At 67.7% G+C, this 23057-nt stretch carries 36 protein-coding genes; 34 read left to right on the top strand and 2 right to left on the bottom strand.

From position 1 onward, the window contains the following. The first annotated feature begins 510 nt into the window (after positions 1-510). The 31 genes from rpsJ to truA all read left to right on the top strand — a co-directional run bounded on the left by rpsJ (position 511) and on the right by truA (position 17941). Positions 511-819, top strand: a complete 309-nt coding sequence (gene rpsJ, locus ACE4Q9_RS13610) for a 30S ribosomal protein S10 (protein WP_003948644.1) — start codon at positions 511-513, stop codon at positions 817-819. Positions 820-836: 17 nt separating this feature from the next. Continuing rightward, complete coding sequence (gene rplC / locus ACE4Q9_RS13605; RefSeq protein ID WP_285561826.1) at positions 837-1481, top strand: 50S ribosomal protein L3; 645 nt, start codon at positions 837-839, stop codon at positions 1479-1481. A gap of 8 nt (positions 1482-1489) precedes the next feature. After that, positions 1490-2143, top strand: coding sequence for a 50S ribosomal protein L4 (rplD, locus tag ACE4Q9_RS13600; protein WP_397984494.1), 654 nt, complete (start codon positions 1490-1492; stop codon positions 2141-2143). Continuing rightward, the gene (rplW, locus tag ACE4Q9_RS13595; protein WP_397984493.1) at positions 2143-2562 is read left to right on the top strand and encodes a 50S ribosomal protein L23; all 420 of its coding nucleotides are present in this window, start codon (positions 2143-2145) and stop codon (positions 2560-2562) included. The genes rplD and rplW overlap by 1 nt, the downstream gene beginning before the upstream one ends. Before the next feature lie 40 nt (positions 2563-2602). Further along, on the top strand, positions 2603-3439 hold the full coding sequence (gene rplB / locus ACE4Q9_RS13590) for a 50S ribosomal protein L2 (RefSeq protein ID WP_030811669.1): 837 nt from the start codon (positions 2603-2605) through the stop codon (positions 3437-3439). 12 nt (positions 3440-3451) lie between these two features. Beyond that, positions 3452-3733, top strand: coding sequence for a 30S ribosomal protein S19 (rpsS, locus tag ACE4Q9_RS13585; RefSeq protein ID WP_031076666.1), 282 nt, complete (start codon positions 3452-3454; stop codon positions 3731-3733). A 45-nt stretch (positions 3734-3778) separates the two neighbouring features. Then, the gene (gene rplV / locus ACE4Q9_RS13580) at positions 3779-4126 is read left to right on the top strand and encodes a 50S ribosomal protein L22 (protein ID WP_003974262.1); all 348 of its coding nucleotides are present in this window, start codon (positions 3779-3781) and stop codon (positions 4124-4126) included. Next, positions 4126-4947 (top strand): 30S ribosomal protein S3, encoded by an 822-nt coding sequence (gene rpsC / locus ACE4Q9_RS13575; RefSeq protein WP_014674374.1) that lies wholly within the window; start codon positions 4126-4128, stop codon positions 4945-4947. The genes rplV and rpsC overlap by 1 nt, the downstream gene beginning before the upstream one ends. 5 nt (positions 4948-4952) lie before the next feature. Next, a complete protein-coding gene (gene rplP, locus ACE4Q9_RS13570; protein ID WP_046418010.1) occupies positions 4953-5372 on the top strand; it encodes a 50S ribosomal protein L16 in 420 nt (139 codons plus the stop codon). Continuing rightward, complete coding sequence (gene rpmC / locus ACE4Q9_RS13565) at positions 5372-5596, top strand: 50S ribosomal protein L29 (protein ID WP_007494763.1); 225 nt, start codon at positions 5372-5374, stop codon at positions 5594-5596. Before rplP ends, rpmC begins: the two co-directional genes overlap by 1 nt. Continuing rightward, a complete protein-coding gene (rpsQ, locus tag ACE4Q9_RS13560) occupies positions 5596-5880 on the top strand; it encodes a 30S ribosomal protein S17 (RefSeq protein WP_018543912.1) in 285 nt (94 codons plus the stop codon). Before rpmC ends, rpsQ begins: the two co-directional genes overlap by 1 nt. A gap of 99 nt (positions 5881-5979) precedes the next feature. Continuing rightward, positions 5980-6348 (top strand): 50S ribosomal protein L14, encoded by a 369-nt coding sequence (gene rplN / locus ACE4Q9_RS13555; RefSeq protein WP_003998823.1) that lies wholly within the window; start codon positions 5980-5982, stop codon positions 6346-6348. A 2-nt stretch (positions 6349-6350) separates the two neighbouring features. Next, positions 6351-6674, top strand: coding sequence for a 50S ribosomal protein L24 (gene rplX, locus ACE4Q9_RS13550; RefSeq protein ID WP_067045328.1), 324 nt, complete (start codon positions 6351-6353; stop codon positions 6672-6674). Further along, on the top strand, positions 6674-7231 hold the full coding sequence (rplE, locus tag ACE4Q9_RS13545; RefSeq protein WP_037657562.1) for a 50S ribosomal protein L5: 558 nt from the start codon (positions 6674-6676) through the stop codon (positions 7229-7231). Before rplX ends, rplE begins: the two co-directional genes overlap by 1 nt. Before the next feature lie 5 nt (positions 7232-7236). After that, entirely contained in the window at positions 7237-7422 is a 186-nt protein-coding gene (locus ACE4Q9_RS13540; protein WP_003948630.1) for a type Z 30S ribosomal protein S14, read from the top strand. A 211-nt stretch (positions 7423-7633) separates the two neighbouring features. After that, positions 7634-8032, top strand: coding sequence for a 30S ribosomal protein S8 (gene rpsH, locus ACE4Q9_RS13535; protein WP_037657563.1), 399 nt, complete (start codon positions 7634-7636; stop codon positions 8030-8032). A 24-nt stretch (positions 8033-8056) separates the two neighbouring features. Next, positions 8057-8596, top strand: coding sequence for a 50S ribosomal protein L6 (rplF, locus tag ACE4Q9_RS13530; protein WP_397984492.1), 540 nt, complete (start codon positions 8057-8059; stop codon positions 8594-8596). Between the two features lie 3 nt (positions 8597-8599). Then, positions 8600-8983 carry a 50S ribosomal protein L18 gene (gene rplR / locus ACE4Q9_RS13525; RefSeq protein WP_030174556.1) on the top strand — a complete coding sequence of 128 codons (384 nt, stop codon included), beginning with the start codon at positions 8600-8602 and terminating at the stop codon, positions 8981-8983. 41 nt (positions 8984-9024) lie between these two features. Next, positions 9025-9630 carry a 30S ribosomal protein S5 gene (gene rpsE / locus ACE4Q9_RS13520; RefSeq protein WP_003992370.1) on the top strand — a complete coding sequence of 202 codons (606 nt, stop codon included), beginning with the start codon at positions 9025-9027 and terminating at the stop codon, positions 9628-9630. Between the two features lie 2 nt (positions 9631-9632). Next, positions 9633-9815, top strand: coding sequence for a 50S ribosomal protein L30 (rpmD, locus tag ACE4Q9_RS13515; protein ID WP_003974250.1), 183 nt, complete (start codon positions 9633-9635; stop codon positions 9813-9815). Positions 9816-9817: 2 nt separating this feature from the next. Further along, positions 9818-10273: a 50S ribosomal protein L15 gene (gene rplO, locus ACE4Q9_RS13510; protein WP_037657572.1), complete on the top strand. Its 456-nt coding sequence runs from the start codon at positions 9818-9820 to the stop codon at positions 10271-10273. A gap of 324 nt (positions 10274-10597) precedes the next feature. Further along, complete coding sequence (gene secY, locus ACE4Q9_RS13505; RefSeq protein WP_397984491.1) at positions 10598-11914, top strand: preprotein translocase subunit SecY; 1317 nt, start codon at positions 10598-10600, stop codon at positions 11912-11914. After that, a complete protein-coding gene (locus ACE4Q9_RS13500) occupies positions 11914-12579 on the top strand; it encodes an adenylate kinase (RefSeq protein ID WP_397984490.1) in 666 nt (221 codons plus the stop codon). The genes secY and ACE4Q9_RS13500 overlap by 1 nt, the downstream gene beginning before the upstream one ends. A 102-nt stretch (positions 12580-12681) precedes the next feature. Then, the gene (gene map, locus ACE4Q9_RS13495; protein ID WP_397984489.1) at positions 12682-13521 is read left to right on the top strand and encodes a type I methionyl aminopeptidase; all 840 of its coding nucleotides are present in this window, start codon (positions 12682-12684) and stop codon (positions 13519-13521) included. Positions 13522-13687: 166 nt separating this feature from the next. Further along, a complete protein-coding gene (gene infA, locus ACE4Q9_RS13490) occupies positions 13688-13909 on the top strand; it encodes a translation initiation factor IF-1 (RefSeq protein ID WP_004927214.1) in 222 nt (73 codons plus the stop codon). Positions 13910-13969: 60 nt separating this feature from the next. Continuing rightward, positions 13970-14083 carry a 50S ribosomal protein L36 gene (gene rpmJ / locus ACE4Q9_RS13485; RefSeq protein ID WP_003998809.1) on the top strand — a complete coding sequence of 38 codons (114 nt, stop codon included), beginning with the start codon at positions 13970-13972 and terminating at the stop codon, positions 14081-14083. Between the two features lie 191 nt (positions 14084-14274). Beyond that, positions 14275-14655 (top strand): 30S ribosomal protein S13, encoded by a 381-nt coding sequence (gene rpsM / locus ACE4Q9_RS13480; protein ID WP_037657579.1) that lies wholly within the window; start codon positions 14275-14277, stop codon positions 14653-14655. A gap of 66 nt (positions 14656-14721) precedes the next feature. Then, positions 14722-15126: a 30S ribosomal protein S11 gene (gene rpsK / locus ACE4Q9_RS13475; protein ID WP_003956432.1), complete on the top strand. Its 405-nt coding sequence runs from the start codon at positions 14722-14724 to the stop codon at positions 15124-15126. 128 nt (positions 15127-15254) lie between these two features. Then, a complete protein-coding gene (locus tag ACE4Q9_RS13470; RefSeq protein ID WP_003966937.1) occupies positions 15255-16277 on the top strand; it encodes a DNA-directed RNA polymerase subunit alpha in 1023 nt (340 codons plus the stop codon). Positions 16278-16466: 189 nt separating this feature from the next. Continuing rightward, positions 16467-16940 (top strand): 50S ribosomal protein L17, encoded by a 474-nt coding sequence (gene rplQ, locus ACE4Q9_RS13465; RefSeq protein ID WP_397984488.1) that lies wholly within the window; start codon positions 16467-16469, stop codon positions 16938-16940. Between the two features lie 146 nt (positions 16941-17086). After that, positions 17087-17941, top strand: a complete 855-nt coding sequence (truA, locus tag ACE4Q9_RS13460) for a tRNA pseudouridine(38-40) synthase TruA (RefSeq protein WP_397984487.1) — start codon at positions 17087-17089, stop codon at positions 17939-17941. 1 nt (position 17942) lies between these two features. Here the strand turns inward: truA and ACE4Q9_RS13455 are convergent, their stop codons facing one another. After that, positions 17943-18836: a hypothetical protein gene (locus ACE4Q9_RS13455; protein ID WP_397984486.1), complete on the bottom strand. Its 894-nt coding sequence runs from the start codon at positions 18834-18836 to the stop codon at positions 17943-17945. A 278-nt stretch (positions 18837-19114) separates the two neighbouring features. Here ACE4Q9_RS13455 and rplM point away from each other — a divergent pair, with 278 nt between their 5' ends. The 3 genes from rplM to glmM all read left to right on the top strand — a co-directional run bounded on the left by rplM (position 19115) and on the right by glmM (position 21667). Beyond that, positions 19115-19558 (top strand): 50S ribosomal protein L13, encoded by a 444-nt coding sequence (gene rplM / locus ACE4Q9_RS13450; RefSeq protein ID WP_397984485.1) that lies wholly within the window; start codon positions 19115-19117, stop codon positions 19556-19558. 41 nt (positions 19559-19599) lie between these two features. Beyond that, positions 19600-20112 carry a 30S ribosomal protein S9 gene (gene rpsI, locus ACE4Q9_RS13445; RefSeq protein ID WP_391083534.1) on the top strand — a complete coding sequence of 171 codons (513 nt, stop codon included), beginning with the start codon at positions 19600-19602 and terminating at the stop codon, positions 20110-20112. Positions 20113-20308: 196 nt separating this feature from the next. Beyond that, entirely contained in the window at positions 20309-21667 is a 1359-nt protein-coding gene (glmM, locus tag ACE4Q9_RS13440; RefSeq protein ID WP_397984484.1) for a phosphoglucosamine mutase, read from the top strand. Positions 21668-21776: 109 nt separating this feature from the next. Here glmM and ACE4Q9_RS13435 read toward each other — a convergent pair whose 3' ends face one another. Further along, positions 21777-22994 (bottom strand): IS110 family transposase, encoded by a 1218-nt coding sequence (locus ACE4Q9_RS13435; RefSeq protein WP_145486262.1) that lies wholly within the window; start codon positions 22992-22994, stop codon positions 21777-21779. Between the last annotated feature and the right edge of the window lie 63 nt (positions 22995-23057).

The following is a 23057-nucleotide window of genomic DNA, read 5'->3' as shown; positions in this document are numbered from 1 at the left end:
TCTGTGGGGAGAGTGGGCCGTTCGGCCGCCGGTCCGCGAGATGTTCGCGGGAGGGCCCCGGCGCCTCCACGGCGCCGGCTGACCCGCCTCCGGTTTGACCTACGTCACTCCGCGGGTAATCTCTTCGGCTCGATTGGCGGAGCCCCCCGCCCGTATGGCAGACTGTCCGAGTTGCTCGGTCGAGTGTTGATGCTGCGCGCCTCCCGCCGGGAGGACCGGAAGCGAGTCCCACAGTACTCGTCGCCCTAACTGCCCTCGGGCAGCACTGGGGCGGACGTACGGGAATCTTCCGGGAAGTGTGGGCGCGACACCGGCCAGGCGCCCGGTGGGCCCGAGGTCCCCGGTCCGCGGTTTCCGGAAGGGCCGTGCGCATTCCCCGCAGGGATGTTCGAACAAGGGACATTCATGTCAGCGGGACCGCGACACGCCCGACCGCGTGGGTCGGAGAAAGCGGGTACCGGAAACCACCGGGTCCCAGAGCGTAAGAAGAGACAGGACTACTGAGTAGCCATGGCGGGACAGAAGATCCGCATCCGGCTCAAGGCCTACGACCACGAGGTCATCGACTCCTCGGCGAAGAAGATCGTCGAGACGGTGACCCGCACTGGTGCGTCGGTCGCGGGCCCGGTGCCGCTGCCCACTGAGAAGAACGTGTACTGCGTCATCAAGTCGCCGCACAAGTACAAGGACTCGCGCGAGCACTTCGAGATGCGCACGCACAAGCGCCTGATCGACATTCTCGACCCGACCCCCAAGACCGTTGACTCTCTGATGCGACTCGACCTCCCGGCCGGTGTCGACATCGAGATCAAGCTCTGAGGGCTGGTGATCTGAGAATGGCTAAGCAGATCAAGGGCATCCTGGGCGAGAAGCTCGGCATGACGCAGGTGTGGGACGAGAACAACCGTGTCGTCCCGGTCACCGTCGTCAAGGCCGGCCCCAACGTCGTGACCCAGGTCCGTACGAACGACGTCGACGGCTACGAGTCGGTCCAGATCGCCTTCGGCGAGATCGACCCGCGCAAGGTGAACAAGCCCCTCAAGGGCCACTTCGCCAAGGCCGACGTCACCCCCCGTCGCCACCTCGTCGAGATCCGCACCGCGGACGCCTCCGAGTACACGCTGGGCCAGGAGATCACCGCGCAGGTGTTCGAGGCCGGCGTGAAGGTCGACGTGACCGGCAAGAGCAAGGGCAAGGGCTTCGCCGGTGTCATGAAGCGTCACAACTTCAAGGGCCTCGGCGCCGGACACGGCACCCAGCGCAAGCACCGCTCGCCCGGTTCCATCGGTGGCTGCGCCACCCCGGGCCGCGTGTTCAAGGGCCTCCGCATGGCGGGTCGCATGGGCAACGAGCGGGTCACCACCCAGAACCTGACCGTCCACGCCGTTGACGCGGAGAAGGGTCTGCTGCTCATCAAGGGCGCGGTTCCCGGTCCGAACGGCGGCCTCGTCCTGGTCCGCACCGCGGCCAAGGGGGCCTGAGGTAACCGATGAGCACTGTTGACATCCTTTCGCCGGCGGGCGACAAGGCCGGTTCCGTCGAGCTCCCCGCGGAGATCTTCGACGCCAAGGTCAGCGTCCCGCTGATCCACCAGGTCGTCGTCGCGCAGCTGGCCGCGGCCCGTCAGGGCACGCACAAGACCAAGACGCGTGGCGAGGTCCGCGGTGGTGGCAAGAAGCCGTACCGCCAGAAGGGCACCGGTCGCGCCCGCCAGGGTTCGACCCGCGCGCCGCAGTTCGCCGGTGGTGGCGTCGTGCACGGTCCCGTGCCGCGTGACTACTCGCAGCGCACCCCGAAGAAGATGAAGGCCGCCGCCCTGCGCGGTGCCCTCACCGACCGGGCGCGTCACAACCGCATCCACGTCGTCTCCGGCGTGGTCGAGGGCCAGGTCTCCACGAAGGCCGCCAAGAGCCTGTTCGGCAAGATCTCGGAGCGCAAGAACCTGCTCCTGGTCGCCGACCGCTCCGACGAGGCCGCGTGGCTGTCCGCCCGCAACCTGCCCCAGGTCCACATCCTGGAGCCGGGCCAGCTGAACACGTACGACGTTCTCGTCTCGGACGACGTGGTCTTCACCCAGGCCGCCTTCGAGTCCTTCGTGTCTGGCGCGCCGTCGGCTGCTGACACCGAAGGGAGCGAGGTCTGATGGCTATCCGTCACCCCGCTATTGCCTCGAAGGCCGCCAAGGCCGCCAAGGCCGCGCGCGTCGCCAAGGCGCGCCGCCACGCCGCCGAGGGCAAGAACACCGTCGAGACCCCGCTGAGCAAGGCGTACACGGACCCCCGTGACGTCCTGCTGAAGCCGGTCGTCTCGGAGAAGAGCTACGCGCTCCTGGACGAGAACAAGTACACGTTCATCGTCGACCCGAACGCCAACAAGACCCAGATCAAGCAGGCCGTCCAGGCGGTCTTCGACGTCAAGGTCACCGGGGTCAACACGATCAACCGCCAGGGCAAGCGCAAGCGCACGAAGACCGGTTTCGGTCAGCGTGCCGCCACCAAGCGCGCGATCGTGACCCTCGCCGAGGGCGACCGTATCGACATCTTCGGCGGTCCGACCGCCTGAGGGCGGTCCGGATCGTCCGATATCGGACGAGGACTGAGAAATGGGAATCCGCAAGTACAAGCCGACTACGCCGGGCCGTCGTGGCGCCAGCGTCGCCGACTTCGTCGAGGTCACGCGGTCCACGCCGGAGAAGTCGCTGGTCCGTCCCCTGCACAGCAAGGGCGGCCGTAACAACGCCGGTCGTGTGACCGTTCGCCACCAGGGTGGCGGACACAAGCGCGCCTACCGTGTGATCGACTTCCGTCGTCACGACAAGGACGGCGTGCCGGCGAAGGTCGCGCACATCGAGTACGACCCCAACCGCACCGCGCGCATCGCGCTGCTGCACTACGCCGACGGCGAGAAGCGCTACATCCTCGCCCCGCGCAACCTGCAGCAGGGTGACCGCGTCGAGAACGGTCCCGGGGCCGACATCAAGCCGGGCAACAACCTGGCGCTCCGCAACATCCCGGTCGGTACCACGATCCACGCGATCGAGCTCCGTCCCGGTGGCGGCGCCAAGTTCGCCCGTTCCGCCGGTGCCTCCGTGCAGCTGCTCGCGAAGGAGGGCTCCATGGCCCACCTGCGCATGCCGTCCGGCGAGATCCGCCTGGTCGACGTCCGCTGCCGCGCCACCGTCGGCGAGGTCGGCAACGCCGAGCAGAGCAACATCAACTGGGGCAAGGCGGGCCGCAAGCGGTGGCTGGGCGTTCGCCCGACCGTCCGTGGTGTCGTCATGAACCCGGTCGACCACCCGCACGGTGGTGGTGAGGGCCGGACCTCCGGTGGTCGCCACCCTGTGTCCCCGTGGGGCAAGAAGGAAGGCCGTACTCGTTCGCCCAAGAAGGCGTCGAACAAGTACATCGTCCGCCGCCGCAAGACGAACAAGAAGCGCTAAGGACGGGTTGAGATGCCTCGTAGCTTGAAGAAGGGGCCCTTCGTCGACGACCACCTGATCAAGAAGGTGGACTCGCAGAACGAAGCCGGCACCAAGAACGTCATCAAGACCTGGTCCCGTCGCTCGATGATCGTCCCGGCCATGCTCGGCCACACGATCGCGGTGCACAACGGCAAGACCCACATCCCGGTGTTCGTCACCGAGTCGATGGTCGGCCACAAGCTCGGCGAGTTCTCGCCGACGCGCACCTTCCGCGGCCACGTCAAGGACGACCGGAAGTCGAAGCGCCGCTAATCGCGGATCGCATTCAGACAAGTAAGAAACTCTGAAGGGACAACCATGGAAGCCAGGGCCCAGGCGCGGTACATCCGCGTCACGCCCATGAAGGCCCGCCGTGTGGTGGACCTCATCCGTGGCATGGACGCCACGGAGGCCCAGGCTGTTCTGCGATTCGCCCCGCAGGCAGCCTCGGTTCCGGTCGGCAAGGTGCTGGACAGCGCCATTGCCAACGCCGCGCACAACTACGACCACACCGACGCCGACAGCCTCTTCATCTCCGAGGCTTACGTCGACGAGGGCCCGACCCTGAAGCGGTTCCGGCCGCGCGCCCAGGGCCGTGCCTACCGGATCCGCAAGCGGACCAGCCACATCACCGTGGTCGTCAGCAGCAAGGAAGGAACCCGGTAATGGGCCAGAAGGTTAACCCGCATGGGTTCCGGCTCGGTGTCACGACCGACTTCAAGTCGCGTTGGTACGCCGACAAGCTGTACAAGGACTACGTCAAGGAAGACGTCGCCATCCGTCGGATGATGACGTCCGGCATGGAGCGCGCCGGCATCTCGAAGGTTGAGATCGAGCGCACCCGTGACCGTGTCCGCGTGGACATCCACACCGCTCGTCCGGGCATCGTCATCGGCCGCCGCGGCGCCGAGGCCGACCGCATCCGCGGTGACCTGGAGAAGCTGACCGGCAAGCAGGTCCAGCTCAACATCCTCGAGGTCAAGAACCCGGAGACGGACGCTCAGCTGGTGGCCCAGGCCGTCGCCGAGCAGCTCTCCTCCCGTGTCTCCTTCCGCCGTGCCATGCGCAAGAGCATGCAGTCGGCGATGAAGGCGGGCGCCAAGGGCATCAAGATCCAGTGCGGTGGCCGCCTCGGCGGCGCCGAGATGTCCCGCTCGGAGTTCTACCGCGAGGGCCGTGTGCCCCTGCACACGCTCCGCGCGAACGTGGACTACGGCTTCTTCGAGGCCAAGACGACCTTCGGCCGCATCGGTGTGAAGGTCTGGATCTACAAGGGCGACGTCAAGAACATCGCCGAGGTCCGCGCCGAGAACGCTGCGGCCCGTGCGGGTAACCGCCCGGCCCGCGGTGGTGCCGACCGCCCGGCCCGTGGTGGCCGCGGTGGCGAGCGGCGCGGTCGCAAGCCGCAGCAGGCTGCCGGCGCCGAGGCCCCCAAGGCCGAGGCTCCCGCCGCCGCTCCGGCTGAGAGCACCGGAACGGAGGCCTGACCGACATGCTGATCCCCCGTAGGGTCAAGCACCGCAAGCAGCACCACCCGAAGCGTGACGGCATGTCCAAGGGTGGCACGCAGGTTGCGTTCGGCGAGTACGGCATCCAGGCGCTGACCCCGGCCTACGTCACGAACCGCCAGATCGAGGCGGCTCGTATCGCGATGACCCGCCACATCAAGCGTGGCGGCAAGGTCTGGATCAACATCTACCCGGACCGTCCCCTCACCAAGAAGCCTGCCGAGACCCGCATGGGTTCCGGTAAGGGTTCTCCGGAGTGGTGGATCGCCAACGTCAAGCCCGGACGCGTCATGTTCGAGCTGTCGTACCCCAACGAGAAGATCGCCCGTGAGGCGCTGACTCGTGCGGCCCACAAGCTGCCGATGAAGTGCCGGATCGTCAAGCGCGAGGCAGGTGAAGCGTGATGTCGGCCGGTACCAAGGCGTCCGAGCTGCGCGAGCTGGGCAACGAGGAGCTTCTGGCGAAGCTCCGCGAGGCCAAGGAAGAACTGTTCAACCTCCGCTTCCAGGCGGCGACGGGGCAGCTCGAGAACCACGGCCGTCTGAAGGCGGTCCGCAAGGACATCGCGCGGATCTACACCCTGATGCGCGAGCGTGAGCTGGGCATCGAAACGGTGGAGAACGCCTGATGAGCGAGAAGAACGTGACTGAGAACGCAGAGGCCCGCGGCTTCCGCAAGACCCGTGAGGGTCTCGTCGTCAGCGACAAGATGGACAAGACCGTCGTCGTCGCTGTCGAGGACCGCGTGAAGCACGCGCTGTACGGCAAGGTCATCCGCCGTACGAACAAGCTCAAGGCGCACGACGAGCAGAACGCCGCGGGTGTCGGCGACCGCGTCCTCCTCATGGAGACCCGGCCGCTGTCCGCGACGAAGCGCTGGCGCGTCGTCGAGATCCTCGAGAAGGCCAAGTAATTCTCCTGCGGGGCGCCCCTCGCAGGACAGTTCCGCCAGGCTCCGGGGGCCGCTCGCTGAGCGGCCCCCGGGGAACCGGCAGACATTCAGGAGATAGACGTGATCCAGCAGGAGTCGCGACTGCGTGTCGCCGACAACACTGGTGCGAAGGAGATCCTTTGCATCCGTGTGCTCGGTGGCTCCGGTCGCCGCTACGCGGGCATCGGTGACGTCATCGTCGCCACCGTCAAGGACGCGATCCCCGGTGGCAACGTGAAGAAGGGTGACGTCGTCAAGGCGGTCATCGTTCGCACCGTCAAGGAGCGCCGCCGTCCGGACGGCTCGTACATCCGCTTCGACGAGAACGCCGCCGTCATTCTGAAGAACGACGGCGACCCTCGCGGCACCCGCATCTTCGGCCCGGTCGGCCGTGAGCTGCGCGAGAAGAAGTTCATGAAGATCATCTCGCTCGCGCCGGAGGTGCTGTAAGCATGAAGATCAAGAAGGGCGACCTGGTCCAGGTCATCACCGGCAAGGACAAGGGCAAGCAGGGCAAGGTCATTGCCGCTTACCCGCGCGACGAGCGTGTCCTGGTCGAGGGTGTCAACCGGGTCAAGAAGCACACGAAGGCCGGTCCGACCGCCAGCGGCTCGCAGGCCGGCGGCATCGTGACCACCGAGGCGCCGATCCACGTCTCCAACGTCCAGCTGGTCGTGGAGAAGGATGGCCAGAAGGTCGTCACGCGTGTCGGCTACCGCTTCGACGAAGAGGGCAACAAGATCCGCGTTGCCAAGCGGACGGGTGAGGACATCTGATGGCTACCACCACCACTCCGCGTCTGAAGCAGAAGTACCGTGACGAGATCGCGGGCAAGCTGCGTGACGAGTTCAAGTACGAGAACGTCATGCAGATCCCCGGCCTCGTCAAGATCGTGGTCAACATGGGTGTGGGCGACGCCGCCCGCGACTCCAAGCTGATCGAGGGCGCCATCCGCGACCTCACCACGATCACCGGTCAGAAGCCGGCCGTCACCAAGGCCCGGAAGTCCATCGCGCAGTTCAAGCTGCGTGAGGGTCAGCCGATCGGTGCCCACGTCACGCTCCGTGGCGACCGCATGTGGGAGTTCCTGGACCGCACCCTGTCGCTGGCGCTCCCGCGCATCCGCGACTTCCGCGGCCTGTCCCCCAAGCAGTTCGACGGCCGTGGCAACTACACCTTCGGTCTCACGGAGCAGGTCATGTTCCACGAGATCGACCAGGACAAGATCGACCGCGTCCGGGGTATGGACATCACCGTGGTCACCACGGCGACCAATGACGCTGAGGGCCGCGCGCTCCTTCGTCACCTCGGCTTCCCGTTCAAGGAGGCGTGAGCGAGATGGCGAAGAAGGCTCTGATCGCTAAGGCTGCTCGCAAGCCCAAGTTCGGTGTGCGTGGCTACACCCGCTGCCAGCGCTGCGGCCGCCCGCACTCCGTGTACCGCAAGTTCGGCCTGTGCCGCGTGTGCCTTCGTGAGATGGCTCACCGTGGCGAGCTGCCGGGCGTGACCAAGAGCTCCTGGTAATCCCCACTTTCAGGGATTCCTGGACCTCTCGGTAAGCAACCGGGACGGCAGGGGCGCCGACTCTCATGGCTTAGGCTAGGAGGGTTGGGCCTCTGCCGCCCTGAACGACTTACTACGCCGTAGGTCCCCGCGCCGCACCCGTCCCGTCCCAGTACGGGGAGAGGGATGGCGCATATAGGAAACCCCGGCGAGAAAGGCCACAGGCCAATTCATGACCATGACTGATCCGATCGCAGACATGCTTACGCGTCTGCGGAACGCGAACTCGGCTTACCACGACTCGGTGTCGATGCCGCACTCCAAGATCAAGTCGCACATCGCGGAGATCCTCCAGCAGGAGGGCTTCATCACGGGCTGGAAGACCGAGGACGCCGAGGTCGGCAAGAACCTCGTCCTCGAGCTGAAGTTCGGCCCGAACCGTGAGCGCTCCATCGCGGGCATCAAGCGGATCTCCAAGCCCGGTCTCCGGGTGTACGCGAAGTCCACCAACCTGCCCAAGGTGCTGGGCGGCCTCGGCGTGGCGATCATCTCCACGTCGCACGGGCTCCTCACCGACAAGCAGGCCGGCAAGAAGGGCGTGGGTGGGGAAGTCCTCGCCTACGTCTGGTAGCAGAAGGGAACGGAGGAAACAGCTATGTCGCGTATCGGCAAGCTCCCCATCGCGGTTCCCGCCGGCGTGGACGTCACCATCGACGGCCGCACGGTCAAGGTCAAGGGCCCCAAGGGCGAGCTGACCCACACCGTCGTGGCACCGATCGACATCGCCAAGGGCGAGGACGGCACCCTGCAGGTGACCCGCCCCAACGACGAGCGTCAGAACAAGGCCCTGCACGGCCTGTCCCGCACGCTGGTGGCGAACATGATCACCGGCGTGACCCAGGGTTACGTGAAGAAGCTCGAGATCAGCGGTGTCGGTTACCGAGTCACCGCCAAGGGTTCCAACCTGGAGTTCGCTCTCGGTTACAGCCACCCGATCCTGGTCGAGGCCCCGGAAGGTATCTCCTTCAAGGTGGAGACCCCGACCCGTTTCTCGGTCGAGGGCATCGACAAGCAGAAGGTCGGCGAGGTTGCGGCCAACATCCGCAAGCTGCGCAAGCCTGACCCGTACAAGGCCAAGGGCGTCAAGTACGAGGGCGAAGTCATCCGCCGCAAGGTCGGAAAGGCGGGCAAGTAAGCCATGGCATACGGGCAGAAGATCCTCAAGGGCGACGCCTACAAGCGCGCCGCGATCAAGCGCCGTCACATCCGGATCCGCAAGCGGATCGCCGGTACGGCGGAGCGCCCCCGTCTGGTCGTAACCCGCTCCAACCGCCACATCGTGGCGCAGGTGATCGACGACCTGAAGGGTCACACCCTCGCGTCGGCGTCCACGCTGGACACCTCGATCCGCGGTGGCGAGGGCGACAAGTCCGCGCAGGCCAAGCAGGTCGGCGCCCTGGTCGCCGAGCGTGCCAAGGCCGCCGGTGTCGAGGCCGTCGTGTTCGACCGTGGTGGTAACCAGTACGCCGGCCGCATCGCGGCTCTGGCGGACGCCGCCCGCGAGGCCGGGCTCAAGTTCTGAGCCGGTTCCGTAGCTAGCGGAAAAAGAGAGAGGTAATTCCAATGGCTGGACCCCAGCGCCGCGGTGGCGGTGCCGGTGGCGGCGAGCGGCGGGACCGGAAGGGCCGTGACGGCGGCGCTGCTGCCGCCGAGAAGACCGCGTACGTCGAGCGCGTCGTCGCGATCAACCGTGTCGCCAAGGTTGTGAAGGGTGGTCGTCGCTTCAGCTTCACCGCGCTGGTCGTGGTGGGCGACGGTGACGGCACCGTGGGTGTCGGTTACGGCAAGGCCAAGGAGGTGCCGGCCGCCATCGCCAAGGGTGTTGAGGAGGCCAAGAAGCACTTCTTCAAGGTCCCCCGTATCCAGGGCACCATCCCGCACCCGATCCAGGGTGAGAAGGCTGCCGGCGTCGTGCTGCTCAAGCCCGCGTCTCCGGGTACCGGTGTTATCGCCGGTGGTCCGGTGCGCGCCGTGCTCGAGTGCGCCGGTATCCACGACGTGCTGTCGAAGTCGCTCGGCTCCGACAACGCGATCAACATCGTGCACGCGACCGTGGCGGCCCTGAAGGGTCTGCAGCGTCCCGAGGAGATCGCGGCTCGCCGTGGTCTGCCGCTCGAGGACGTCGCTCCCGCCGCTCTGCTGCGTGCGCGTGCCGGGGCGGGTGCGTAATCATGGCGCAGCTCAAGATCACGCAGGTCAAGTCCTACATCGGCAGCAAGCAGAACCACCGCGACACCCTGCGGTCCCTTGGTCTCAAGGGCATCAACACGCAGGTCGTCAAGGAGGACCGCCCCGAGTTCCGCGGCATGGTGCACACCGTCCGCCACCTCGTGACGGTCGAGGAGGTCGACTGATCATGGCGGAGCAGAACCCGCTCAAGATCCACAACCTCCGTCCCGCCCCGGGCGCCAAGACCGCGAAGACCCGTGTGGGTCGCGGTGAGGCGTCGAAGGGTAAGACGGCCGGTCGTGGCACCAAGGGCACCAAGGCCCGTTACCAGGTTCCGGAGCGCTTCGAGGGTGGCCAGATGCCCCTCCACATGCGTCTCCCGAAGCTCAAGGGCTTCAAGAACCCGTTCAAGACCGAGTACCAGGTCGTCAACCTGGACAAGCTGGCCGCGCTCTACCCGCAGGGTGGCGAGGTCACCGTCCAGGACCTGGTCGACAAGGGTGCCGTTCGCAAGAACAGCCTCGTCAAGGTCCTCGGCCAGGGCGAGATCTCCGTGGCGCTCCAGGTGACGGTCGACGCCGTCTCCGGGTCCGCCAAGGAGAAGATCACCGCCGCCGGCGGTACGGTCACCGAGCTCGTCTGAGCCCGGCGGCACCGCCGCGTACGCGACAGGGCCGGGCAGTTCCCTCCGGGGGGCTGCCCGGCCCTTCGCGTTTTCCGGAAACCGGCATGGACCCGACCGGCTCGGGGGAAGATCGAGCCACCCGCCGGCGCACACCAACGGGGCTGACGGGCTGGCGAACTTCACCAGGCTGGGCGCGCACTGTTAGAGTCCTTGAGGTCCACCTGTGCCCGCGCGTGAGACGTCGTACGGCGACGGGGTGGCAGAAAACACCGTTCGGCCCGTTGGGCCTTGTTGATACGACTAGTCCCTATCGCGCGCGTCGCGGGGGTCGCAGGAGGAACCGTGCTCACCGCGTTCGCCCGGGCGTTCAGGACGCCCGACCTGCGTAAGAAACTACTCTTCACGCTGGGCATCATCGTGGTCTACCGGGTCGGGACCCACATCCCGATCCCCGGCGTCAGCTACAAGGCCGTCCAGCAGTGCATGGACGAGGCGTCCGCCAACCAGGGCCTGTTCGGTCTGGTCAACATGTTCAGCGGCGGCGCGCTGCTCCAGATCACGATCTTCGCCCTCGGCATCATGCCGTACATCACGGCGAGCATCATTCTCCAGCTGCTGACCGTGGTCATCCCGCGCCTGGAAGCCCTCAAGAAGGAGGGGCAGGCCGGCACCACGAAGATCACGCAGTACACCCGGTACCTGACGGTGGCGCTGGCCGTCCTCCAGGGCACCGGTCTGGTGGCCACCGCGCGCAGCGGTGCCCTCTTCAGCGGCTGCCCGGTCGCCAACGGGATCGTCCCCGACCAGTCGATCTTCACCACGATCACGATGGTCGTCTGCATGACCGCCGGTACCTGTGTCGTCATGTGGCTCGGCGAGCTGATCACCGACCGCGGCATCGGCAACGGCATGTCGATCCTGATGTTCATCTCGATCGCCGCGACCTTCCCCTCCGCGCTGTGGGCCATCAAGAAGCAGGGCACCCTGGCCGGCGGCTGGATCGAGTTCGGCACCGTGATCCTGGTCGGCCTGGTCATGGTCGCGCTCGTGGTCTTCGTCGAGCAGGCCCAGCGCCGGATCCCGGTCCAGTACGCGAAGCGGATGATCGGCCGCCGGTCCTACGGCGGTACGTCCACCTACATCCCGCTCAAGGTGAACCAGGCGGGTGTGATCCCCGTCATCTTCGCCTCGTCGCTGCTGTACATCCCGGCGCTCGTGGCGCAGTTCGCGGGCGGCAACTCGGGCTGGAAGTCCTGGATCGAGCAGAACCTGACCAAGCAGGGCGAGAGCCCCGTGTACATCGTTCTGTACTTCCTGCTCATCGTGTTCTTCGCGTTCTTCTACGTGGCGATCTCCTTCAACCCCGAAGAAGTCGCCGACAACATGAAGAAGTATGGTGGCTTCATCCCGGGCATCCGGGCTGGCCGACCGACCGCTGAGTACCTTTCGTACGTGCTCAACCGGATCACCTGGCCGGGTTCGCTGTATCTGGGTCTGATCGCTCTCGTACCGACAATGGCGTTGGTCGGCTTCGGAGCAAGCCAGAACTTCCCCTTCGGCGGTACCAGCATCCTGATCATCGTGGGTGTCGGTCTCGAGACGGTGAAGCAGATCGAGAGCCAGCTCCAGCAGCGCAATTACGAAGGGTTCCTCCGCTGATGCGTATCGTCCTCGTCGGGCCGCCCGGTGCCGGTAAGGGAACGCAGGCCGTCCGGCTCGCCGAGAAGCTGGCCGTCCCGCACATCTCCACGGGCGACCTGTTCCGGGCCAACATCAGCCGGCAGACCGAGCTGGGCAAGCTCGCGAAGTCCTACATGGACGCCGGCAACCTCGTACCCGACGAGGTCACCATCGCCATGGCGAAGGACCGGATGGAGCAGCCGGACGCCGTGAACGGCTTCCTGCTCGACGGCTTCCCGCGCAACGTCGCCCAGGCCGAGGCGCTGGACGAACTGCTGCGCACCGAGAAGATGACGCTCGACGCGGTGCTGGACCTGGAGGCCCCCGAGGACGAGGTGGTCAAGCGCATCGCCGGCCGCCGGATCTGCCGCAAGGACTCCTCGCACGTCTTCCACGTGGCCTACAACGCGCCCCGGCAGGAGGGCGTCTGCGACATCTGCGGCGGCGAGCTGTACCAGCGCGCCGACGACTCCGAGGACACCGTGCGCACGCGCCTGGAGGTCTACCACACGCAGACCGAGCCCATCATCGACTACTACAAGTCGCAGGGCCTGGTCCGCACGATCTCCGCGATGGGCCCGGTGGACGAGGTCACCGAGCGCGCGCTGGAGGCGCTCAAGAGCGAGCAGGCCGAGAACCACTGAGCCCGGCCGCCCACCGGCCGCGGTGCCCTGACAAGGGCGCCGCGGCCGTAGTGTTGTACAGGTACACCCAGCCGACGTGAGTGACGGAGAGCGCAGGCCCCCATGGTGCAGATCAAGACGCCCGAGCAGATCGCCAAGATGCGTGCGGCGGGCCTGGTCGTCGCCGCGATCCACGCGGCCACCCGTGAGGCCGCGGTGCCCGGCGCCTCCACGAAGGACCTGGACGAGGTCGCGCGCAAGGTGCTCGCCGAGCACGGCGCCAAGTCGAACTTCCTGGGCTACGGCGGCTTCCCCGCGACCATCTGCACCTCCGTGAACGACGTGGTGGTGCACGGCATCCCCTCCGAGGACGTCGTCCTCAAGGACGGCGACATCATCTCCATCGACTGCGGCGCGATCGTGGACGGCTGGCACGGCGACGCGGCGTACACCGCCTTCGTCGGCTCCGGCCACGCCCCGGAGCTGATCGAGCTGTCGCGGGTCACCGAGGGCTCGATGTGGGCCGGCATCGCCGCGATGAAGCTGGGCAACCGGCTGGTCGACATCTCCCGCGCCATCGAGACGTACATCCGCCGCCAGCCCAAGCCGGGCGGCGGCAAGTACGGGATCATCGAGGACTACGGCGGCCACGGCATCGGCACCGAGATGCACATGGACCCGCACCTGCTGAACTACGTCGAGCGGCGGCGCGGCAAGGGCCCCAAGCTGGTCCCCGGTTTCTGCCTGGCCATCGAGCCCATGGTCTCCCTCGGCACCCCGCGCACCGAGGTCCTGGAGGACGACTGGACGGTCATCACGACCGACGGCACCTGGTCCTCCCACTGGGAGCACTCGGTCGCGCTGACCGAGGAGGGGCCGCTGGTGCTCACCGCGGTCGACGGCGGCAAGGCGAAGCTGGCGGAGTTCGGCATCACGACCGCGCCCGACCCCCTCGCCAGGTGAACACAGCTCGCATGGGGGGCGCCCCGGTGGGGAAGACTCACTCGATTCGCGTTTCGGGTTCCTCCGACGTAGACTGACTCGTCGGCTCTCGTGCACCCGCATGTCCGCATGCGCCCGTAAGGGACGCAGGGGAGTCGATCAAGGTAGTCGATTCGAAGGGCGAAGCGTGGCCAAGAAGCAAGGTGCCATCGAGATCGAGGGCACTGTCGTCGAGTCTCTGCCGAACGCCATGTTCAGGGTCGAGCTCCAGAACGGCCACCAGGTCCTGGCACACATCAGCGGCAAGATGCGTATGCACTACATCCGTATCCTCCCTGACGACCGGGTCGTGGTGGAGCTTTCTCCGTACGACCTGACGCGTGGCCGGATCGTCTACCGGTACAAGTAGATCTTGCCCGCGCATCGGGTCCGCCCGGTGCGATGGCACTGACCCGGAGAACCTCACCCCATGAAGGTCAAGCCGAGCGTCAAGAAGATCTGCGACAAGTGCAGGGTGATCCGCCGTCACGGTCGGGTCATGGTCATTTGCGAGAACCCGCGCCACAAGCAGCGCCAGGGCTGACGCACGACCACCCTCTCTGCACCTCTATCGCAGAGTTTTCGCGCGACGCGAGCTGAATTGTTCATACGCAGAACCCGAGCCCACCAGCTCGACACCCCCGGTTCGGAGGCCGGGGACCCGGTCCGTACCTCATACGGCGGCCGGGAGCCGGTTCTGCGGAAGACCTCCGAAGATTCACCAGGAGCCATTGAATGGCACGCGTTTCCGGTGTTGACATCCCGCGCGAAAAGCGCGTGGAGGTCGCCCTCACCTACGTGTTCGGCATCGGCCGGACCCTCTCGAAGGAGACGCTGGCTGCGACCGGCGTCGACCCGAACACCCGCGTCCGCGACCTGAGCGAAGAGCAGCTCGTCGCGATCCGCGAGTACGTCGACAGCAACATCAAGACCGAGGGTGACCTCCGTCGCGAGATCCAGGCCGACATCCGCCGCAAGGTCGAGATCGGCTGCTACCAGGGTCTCCGTCACCGTCGCGGTCTGCCCGTCCGCGGTCAGCGCACCAGCACCAACGCCCGCACCCGCAAGGGCCCGCGTCGCGCCATCGCCGGCAAGAAGAAGCCGGGCAAGAAGTAGTCCGCAGCGGACCTCTGTCCACGGTCTTCGCTGTAGGACCGACCACCTCCCTCTAGGAGTTTGTAGATGCCCCCCAAGGGTCGTCAGGGCGCTGCCAAGAAGGTGCGCCGCAAGGAAAAGAAGAACGTCGCTCACGGCCACGCGCACATCAAGAGCACGTTCAACAACACGATCGTCTCGATCACCGACCCCTCGGGCAACGTGATCTCCTGGGCCTCCGCCGGCCACGTCGGCTTCAAGGGTTCCCGGAAGTCGACGCCGTTCGCCGCGCAGATGGCCGCCGAGTCGGCTGCCCGTCGCGCCCAGGAGCACGGCATGCGCAAGGTCGACGTGTTCGTCAAGGGTCCGGGTTCCGGTCGTGAGACCGCGATTCGCTCCCTCCAGGCCACGGGCCTCGAGGTCGGCTCCATCCAGGACGTCACCCCGACCCCGCACAACGGCTGCCGCCCGCCGAAGCGCCGCCGCGTCTGACGCACAGCGCTCCGCTGGTTTCGCGGTCGCGGGCGGTACGGCCTCTGTGAGGAGGCCGTACCGCCCGTACCCTTGCAGTACAGAGTCGGGCGTCAAATAGCGGGCGCCCCTGACTGAAGGACTCATCCATGCTGATCGCTCAGCGTCCCTCGTTGACCGAAGAGGTCGTCGACGAGTTCCGCTCCCGGTTCGTGATCGAGCCGCTGGAGCCGGGCTTCGGCTACACCCTCGGCAACTCGCTCCGCCGTACCCTCCTGTCCTCGATCCCCGGTGCCGCTGTCACCAGCATCCGGATCGACGGCGTGCTGCACGAGTTCACCACCGTGCCGGGCGTCAAGGAGGACGTCACCGACCTGATCCTCAACATCAAGCAGCTGGTCGTCTCCTCGGAGCACGACGAGCCGGTCGTGATGTACCTGCGCAAGCAGGGTCCGGGTCTGGTCACCGCCGCCGACATCGCGCCCCCGGCCGGTGTCGAGGTGCACAACCCCGACCTCGTCCTCGCCACGCTCAACGGCAAGGGCAAACTGGAGATGGAGCTGACCGTCGAGCGCGGTCGCGGCTACGTCTCCGCCGTGCAGAACAAGCAGGTGGGCCAGGAGATCGGCCGTATCCCGGTCGACTCCATCTACTCGCCGGTTCTCAAGGTCACGTACAAGGTCGAGGCCACGCGTGTCGAGCAGCGCACCGACTTCGACAAGCTGATCGTGGATGTCGAGACCAAGCAGGCGATGCGTCCGCGTGACGCCATGGCCTCCGCGGGCAAGACCCTGGTCGAGCTGTTCGGTCTCGCGCGCGAGCTGAACATCGACGCCGAGGGCATCGACATGGGTCCGTCCCCGACGGACGCCGCGCTCGCCGCCGACCTGGCGCTGCCGATCGAGGAGCTGGAGCTCACGGTCCGCTCCTACAACTGCCTCAAGCGCGAGGGCATCCACTCCGTGGGTGAGCTCGTGGCGCGTTCCGAGGCCGACCTGCTGGACATCCGCAACTTCGGTGCGAAGTCCATCGACGAGGTCAAGGCGAAGCTGGCCGGCATGGGCCTGGCGCTCAAGGACAGCCCGCCCGGATTCGACCCCACCGCCGCGGCGGACGCGTTCGGCGCGGACGACGACGCGGACGCCGGGTTCGTCGAGACCGAGCAGTACTGAGCGCTCCGCGAGGGGGCCGTACTGCGGCTGCGGGCCGGCTGTGGCTGGTCGCGCAGTTCCCCGCGCCCCTTCGGGGGTGCGGACCCTCCGGGTGTCCATGAGGCGCCCGGATCTCCGACGGGCAACCGCTCGCTCGGATACTGACTCCGGTACCTGATACGGCCGGGGCAGACACACAGGAGAAGAACAATGCCGAAGCCCACCAAGGGTGCCCGTCTGGGCGGCAGCGCCGCGCACGAGAAGCTGCTCCTCGCGAACCTGGCGAAGAGCCTCTTCGAGCACGGCCGCATCACCACCACCGAGGCCAAGGCCCGCCGCCTGCGTCCGTACGCCGAGCGTCTGGTCACCAAGGCGAAGAAGGGCGACCTTCACAACCGCCGCCAGGTGCTCCAGGTCATCACGGACAAGAGCATCGTGCACACGCTGTTCACCGAGATCGGCCCGCGGTACGAGAACCGTCCCGGTGGCTACACCCGCATCACCAAGATCGGTAACCGCCGTGGCGACAACGCGCCCATGGCCGTCATCGAGCTGGTCGAGGCGCTGACGGTGCAGCAGACGGCCGTGGGCGAGGCCGAGGCCGCGACGAAGCGCTCCGCCAAGGACGCCGAAGAGGCTCAGGCACCCGTCGAGGCTGCCGCTGAGGAGTCGAAGGACGCGTAAGCGTTCTGCCGGGGGACTGTGCGGCGGCGGCTGCGGCGCTCGTCGTGGCTGGTCGCGCAGTTCCCCGCGCCCCTTCGGGGCGTGTTTGCGGGCTCGTTCCTTTCCAAGGGGCGGGCCCGCTTTTTTGTGGCTGAGAGGATCTGTGTGTGAGTGACGAAGCGCTGCCCGGACATGTACGCATCCGCCTCGACCTCTCCTACGACGGCACCGATTTCCACGGCTGGGCCAAGCAGGCCGGCGGGAAGCGGACCGTGCAGGGGGAGATCGAGGACGCGCTGCGCACGGTGACGCGGTCGAAGGAGACGTACGAGCTGACCGTGGCCGGGCGCACCGATGCCGGGGTGCACGCACGCGGGCAGGTGGCGCACGTCGACCTGCCGGCCGGGCTGTGGGCGGAGCACCGCGAGAAGCTCCTCAAGCGGCTCGCCGGGCGGCTGCCGAAGGACGTGCGGATCTGGCGGCTGACCGAGGCGCCGGAGGGCTTCAACGCCCGGTTCTCGGCGATCTGGCGGCGGTACGCGTACCGGGTCACCGACCACCCCGGCGGTGTGGACCCGCTGCTGCGCGGCCATGTGCTCTGGCACGACTGGCCGCTCGACGTGGACGCCATGAACGAGGCGGCGCGGGCGCTGCTGGGCGAGCACGACTTCGCGGCGTACTGCAAGAAGCGCGAGGGCGCGACCACCATCCGCACGCTCCAGGAGCTGAGCCTGGTGCGGGGCGCGGACGGGGTGATCACGGCGACGGTCCGGGCGGACGCGTTCTGCCACAACATGGTGCGCTCGCTGATCGGCGCGCTGCTGTTCGTGGGCGACGGGCACCGGGGGCCGGAGTGGCCCGGAAAGGTGCTGGCCGCGGGGGTGCGCGACTCCGCCGTCCATGTCGTACGGCCCCACGGGCTGACCCTGGAGGAGGTCGGCTACCCCGCCGACGAGCTGCTGGCCGCCCGGAACAAGGAGGCCCGCAACAAGCGCACGCTGCCGTCGGCGGGGTGCTGCTGAGCTACTGGTTCGCCGCCGCCGACGCCTGGGCCTGGCCGCGGCGGTGGATCTGCTGGAAGGTGAACTCCGCCACGTCGTCGCCGGCGCGGAAGACCGCGGTGTCCTTGGTGGTGACGTTCCTGCCGTTGGTGAAGCCGGCGAGGGTGAAGTAGGCGTAGCGGCCGTAGGCGTTGCGGGTGGAGCGGCAGGTCGCGCCGTCGCAGAAGGCGGGGACGCCCTTGCCGGGCAGCGCGCGCACGATGCTGTGGTCGTCCGTCTGCTCGCGGGCCTTGGTGGCGCGGGCCTCGGTGTCGAACAGGGCGACGCCGACGGTGACCGCGATGTCTCCGTTGGTGTACGTGGCGCGCAGGACGCGGGTGCAGCCGTCGGCGGTGACGATCTTGGGCAGGGAGCCGCCGGTCGCCGTGGCGCAGTCGGTGGTGTCGCCGGTGGCGCCCTTCTTGTACACCGTGCCGCCCATGGTGAGCCGGGTGCCGGGGAACAGGGTGGCGGGGCTCAGCGGGGCGGTGTCCTTCTTGGCGCTGGATATGAAGACCTTCGGGTCCAGCGGCGGCGGGGCGCTGGTGGGCGCGAAGGACGGCGCGGTGGGGGAGCCGTGGGGCAGCGAGGAGCTGGGCGTCTGCGTGGGGTGTCCGGAGGCGTCGTCGTGGCTGTTCGCGGAGACGACGGCCAGGGCGACGACGGCGCCGACGGCGACCGTGGCGAGCGCGCCGCCGCCGATGAACAGCAGCTTGCGCCGCTTGCCGCGGGCCTCGGAGGCCGCCGCGAGCGCGGCCCAGTCGGGTGTTCCCTCGTCGCCGCCGCCGCTCCAGGGCTGCTGGGGCTGCTGGGGCTGCTCGGATTGCGGTTTCCAGGGATCCCACTGAGATTGGGGTCCCCCCTGCCCGTAACTCATGGGGCGCATCTTAGACGCGGGGGATCACGGGGGAGTACCGCGCGGCGGCCCGCCGGGCGGCCTGCCTCGTTTTGACCCGTCCGGGGGCCGCCAGGTAACCTGCTTCTTCGTTGTGTATTGGCTTGCTCATTCTCACGGGACGGGCCCTTACACCGGTCCACCGGGCCGATGACCAGCGATTCAGCACGCGGTTTGCGTCACCGCGGTGCGATCGAGGCTGTCGTGATCGTTTCGGTGACCTGTTCAGGACCATTCACTCGAAGCGAAGGCTACGAACCGTGCGTACGTACAGCCCCAAGCCCGGCGATGTGACGCGCCAGTGGCACGTCATCGACGCTCAGGACGTCGTCCTGGGTCGTCTCGCCACCACTGCCGCATCCCTCCTCCGGGGCAAGCACAAGGCGATCTACGCGCCGCATGTCGACACCGGTGACTTCGTCATCATCATCAACGCCGACAAGGTGCACCTGTCCGGCAACAAGCGGACCCAGAAGATGGCGTACCGCCACTCCGGCTACCCGGGTGGTCTGCGGTCGGTCCGCTACGACGACCTGCTGGCCAACAACCCCGAGAAGGCCGTCGAGAAGGCCGTCAAGGGCATGCTCCCCAAGAACTCCCTGGGCCGTCAGATGCTCTCGAAGCTGAAGGTCTACAAGGGTGACCAGCACCCGCACGCTGCCCAGCAGCCGGTGCCGTTCGAGATCACCCAGGTCGCGCAGTAAGTCCGGCCACCCCCAAAGCTGAAGAGAATCTGAGGAGAATCGTGGCCGAGACCACTGCCGAGCAGCCGCTCGAAGAGATCGACATCGACAGCTACACCACCGAGTCCGAGGTGCCCGTCGAGGGCGAGTACACCTCGGAGTCCATGGCCTCCCGCTTCGGTGAGCCCCAGCCGGCCGCCGGCCTGGGCCGCCGCAAGAACGCCATTGCCCGCGTCCGGATCGTTCCGGGCACCGGCAAGTGGAAGATCAACGGCCGCACCCTCGAGGACTACTTCCCGAACAAGGTGCACCAGCAGGAGGTCAACGAGCCCTTCAAGGTGCTCGAGCTCGAGGGCCGTTACGACGTCATCGCCCGCATCGCGGGTGGCGGTGTCTCCGGTCAGGCCGGTGCGCTCCGTCTCGGTGTCGCCCGTGCGCTGAACGAGGCGGACGTCGACAACAACCGTGGTGCCCTGAAGAAGGCCGGCTTCCTGCGCCGCGACGACCGTGCGGTCGAGCGGAAGAAGGCCGGTCTGAAGAAGGCCCGCAAGGCTCCGCAGTACAGCAAGCGCTAAAGAAACCCGAGCTGCCTGCTCGTACTCCGAACGCCCCGGCGGCACGCCACATGTGCCGTCGGGGCGTTCGTTTATCTCAGCCAAGGGCGTATAACGACACAAGACGCTCAAAGGCTTGTGTGATCGGATGGCGAGGCGCCTCCCATCGATGCGGCGCCCGTCCGTTTACGCCATCGACGCTTCCTCAGGAGGACAAGTGGGACGACTCTTCGGCACGGACGGCGTGCGCGGTGTCGCCAACGCGGATCTGACCGCCGAGATGGCCCTCGGCCTCTCCGTGGCCGCGGCGCATGTGCTGGCCGAGGCGGGTACCTTCGCGGGCCACCGGCCGACGGCCGTGGTCGGCCGGGACCCGCGCGCGTCCGGGGAGTTCCTGGAGGCGGCGGTGGTCGCGGGCCTGGCGAGCGCGGGCGTGGACGTCCTGACGGTCGGGGTGCTGCCGACGCCGGCGGTGGCCCATCTCACCGGCGCGCTCGGCGCCGACCTCGGTGTGATGCTCTCCGCGAGCCACAACGCCATGCCGGACAACGGCATCAAGTTCTTCGCCCGCGGCGGGCACAAGCTCGCCGACGAGCTGGAGGACCGGATCGAGGCGGTCTACGAGTCGCACCGGCACGGTGAGCCCTGGCAGCGTCCGACGGGCGCCGGGGTGGGGCGCGTGCGGCCGTACGACGAGGGTTTCGAGCAGTACGTCGGCCATCTGCTGGCGGCGCTGCCCAACCGGCTCGACGGGCTGAAGATCGTCCTGGACGAAGCGCACGGCGCGGCCTCGGGGGTCTCGCCGGAGGCGTTCGGCCGGGCCGGTGCGCAGGTCGTCACGATCGGCGCGGAGCCGGACGGGCTCAACATCAACGACGGCTGCGGCTCGACCCACCTGAGCCGGCTGAAGGCGGCGGTGGTCGAGCACGGTGCGGATCTCGGCATCGCGCACGACGGTGACGCCGACCGGTGCCTCGCGGTGGACCACACCGGCGAGGAGGTCGACGGCGACCAGATCCTCGCGGTGCTGGCGCTGGCGCTGCGGGAGCGGTCCGCGCTGCGGGCCGACACCGTGGTGGCGACGGTGATGTCCAACCTCGGCTTCAAGCTGGCGATGGAGAAGGCCGGGATCCGGCTGGTGCAGACCGCGGTCGGGGACCGGTACGTGCTGGAGGAGATGAAGCAGCACGGGTTCGCGCTCGGCGGCGAGCAGTCCGGGCACGTGATCATCCTCGACCACGCGACGACGGGTGACGGGACGCTGACGGGGCTGCTGCTGGCGGCGCGGGTGGCGCAGAGCGGTCGCAGTCTGCGGGAACTGGCGTCCGTGATGGAGCGTTTGCCGCAGGTGCTGATCAATGTCCCGGACGTGGACAAGTCGCGGGTGCGGACGTCTGCCGACCTGGCCGCCGCGGTTTCCGAGGCGGAGCGTGAACTCGGGGCGACGGGGCGGGTGTTGCTGCGGCCGTCGGGTACGGAGCCGTTGGTCCGGGTGATGGTCGAGGCGGCGGACATCGAGCAGGCGCGGTCGGTGGCGTCCCGGCTCGCCGACGCGGTGAAGTCCGCGCTGGGATAGTTCCGGGCGCGTCCGGGGGGGCCGGGGCTGTGCGTCGCGGGCGGGGGGTGCCTCTATGTCTTTCGTCAAGGCACCCTTGTCGGGTTTGGGGTGGTCCGGGGTTGCTGGGTTATGCGGCGAGCTCGATGTCCGTGCGCGTCCGGGATTCGTAGAAGGTGCCGTCGCGGAGCATGGCGAACAGGACGCTGATGCGTTGGCGGGCGAGTCGGAGGAGGGCCTGGGTGTGGGTTTTGCCGCGGGCTCGCTGGCGGTCGTAGTAGGTGCGGGAGGCCGGATCGGCGTTCATGCAGGCGAAGGCGGACAGAAACATCGCGCGTTTGAGCTGCCGGTTGCCGCCTCGGGGTGCGTGTTCGCCGTGGATCGAGGTGCCGGACGACTTCGTGGTCGGGGCGAGTCCGGCGTAGGAGGCGAGGTGGGCGGCGGTGGGGAAGCCGGTGCCGTCGCCGACGGTGACCAGCAGGACGGCGGCGGTCCTGACGCCGACGCCGGGCATCGACGTCAGGACCGGGGAAAGAGGGTGGGCCTCCAGCAGCGTGTTGATCTGCGCTTCCATCGCCCGGCGCTGGGTGTGGACGGCGGCCAGGGATGCGGCCAGGGAGGGGATGACGATGTCGAGGGTGCCGGTGCCGGGGACGGTGACGGTCTGCTCGTCGAGTGCGTCGAAGACATCGTCGATCAGCCGCTGGGCCATGCGGGGAGCTTTCGGGCGGATCAGCTCGACGAGTCTGCGGCGGCCGGCCTTGCGCAGGGCGGCCGGAGAACCGTAACGCTCCAGCAGCCAGGTGACGGCCTGGTGGTCCAGACGCGGTCCCAGGACACGTTCCAGGCTGGGGTGGAACTGGGTGAGCAGGCCGCGTATCCGGTTGGACGTGCGGGTGGACTCGGCGGCGAGGTCTTGGTCGAAGCCCACCAGGACCGTGAGTTCGGCGGTGATCTCGTCGGTCAGTTCCAGCGAGCGCAGGGTGTGCGGCATGGTGCGGGCCGCGTCCGCGATCACCGCGGCGTCCTTCGCATCGGTCTTGGCCTCGCCCGGGTAGAGATCGGCGATCCGGCGCATGGCCAGTCCGGGCAGGTAGGCCACTTGGCAGCCCGCGTCGCGGGCGACGGTCAGCGGAAGGGCGCCGATCGAGGCGGGCTGATCGACGACCACCAGGACGGTGCCGAACTTGTCGCGCAGCTTGTCGAAGACGGCCCGCAGCCTGGGTTCGCTGTTGGGCAGCGGTTTGTCGAAGACCTTCTTCCCGGCCGGGGTGCGTCCGTGGCCGTGATGGGCGCTCTTGCCGACGTCCAGGCCCAGGAACACGCCAACGTCTTCGATCTCGAACATCGTGCCCCTTCCCAAGGGGTGTTGACGGTGCCGGCCTCGGCTCGGGTGTCGTGCTCGCGCATC

The organism is Streptomyces sp. AM6-12, assembly GCF_044327085.1.
Taxonomy (GTDB): domain Bacteria; phylum Actinomycetota; class Actinomycetes; order Streptomycetales; family Streptomycetaceae; genus Streptomyces.
Note: the sequence above shows the minus strand (reverse complement) of the source record. Positions and strands in the feature narration are given on the sequence as shown.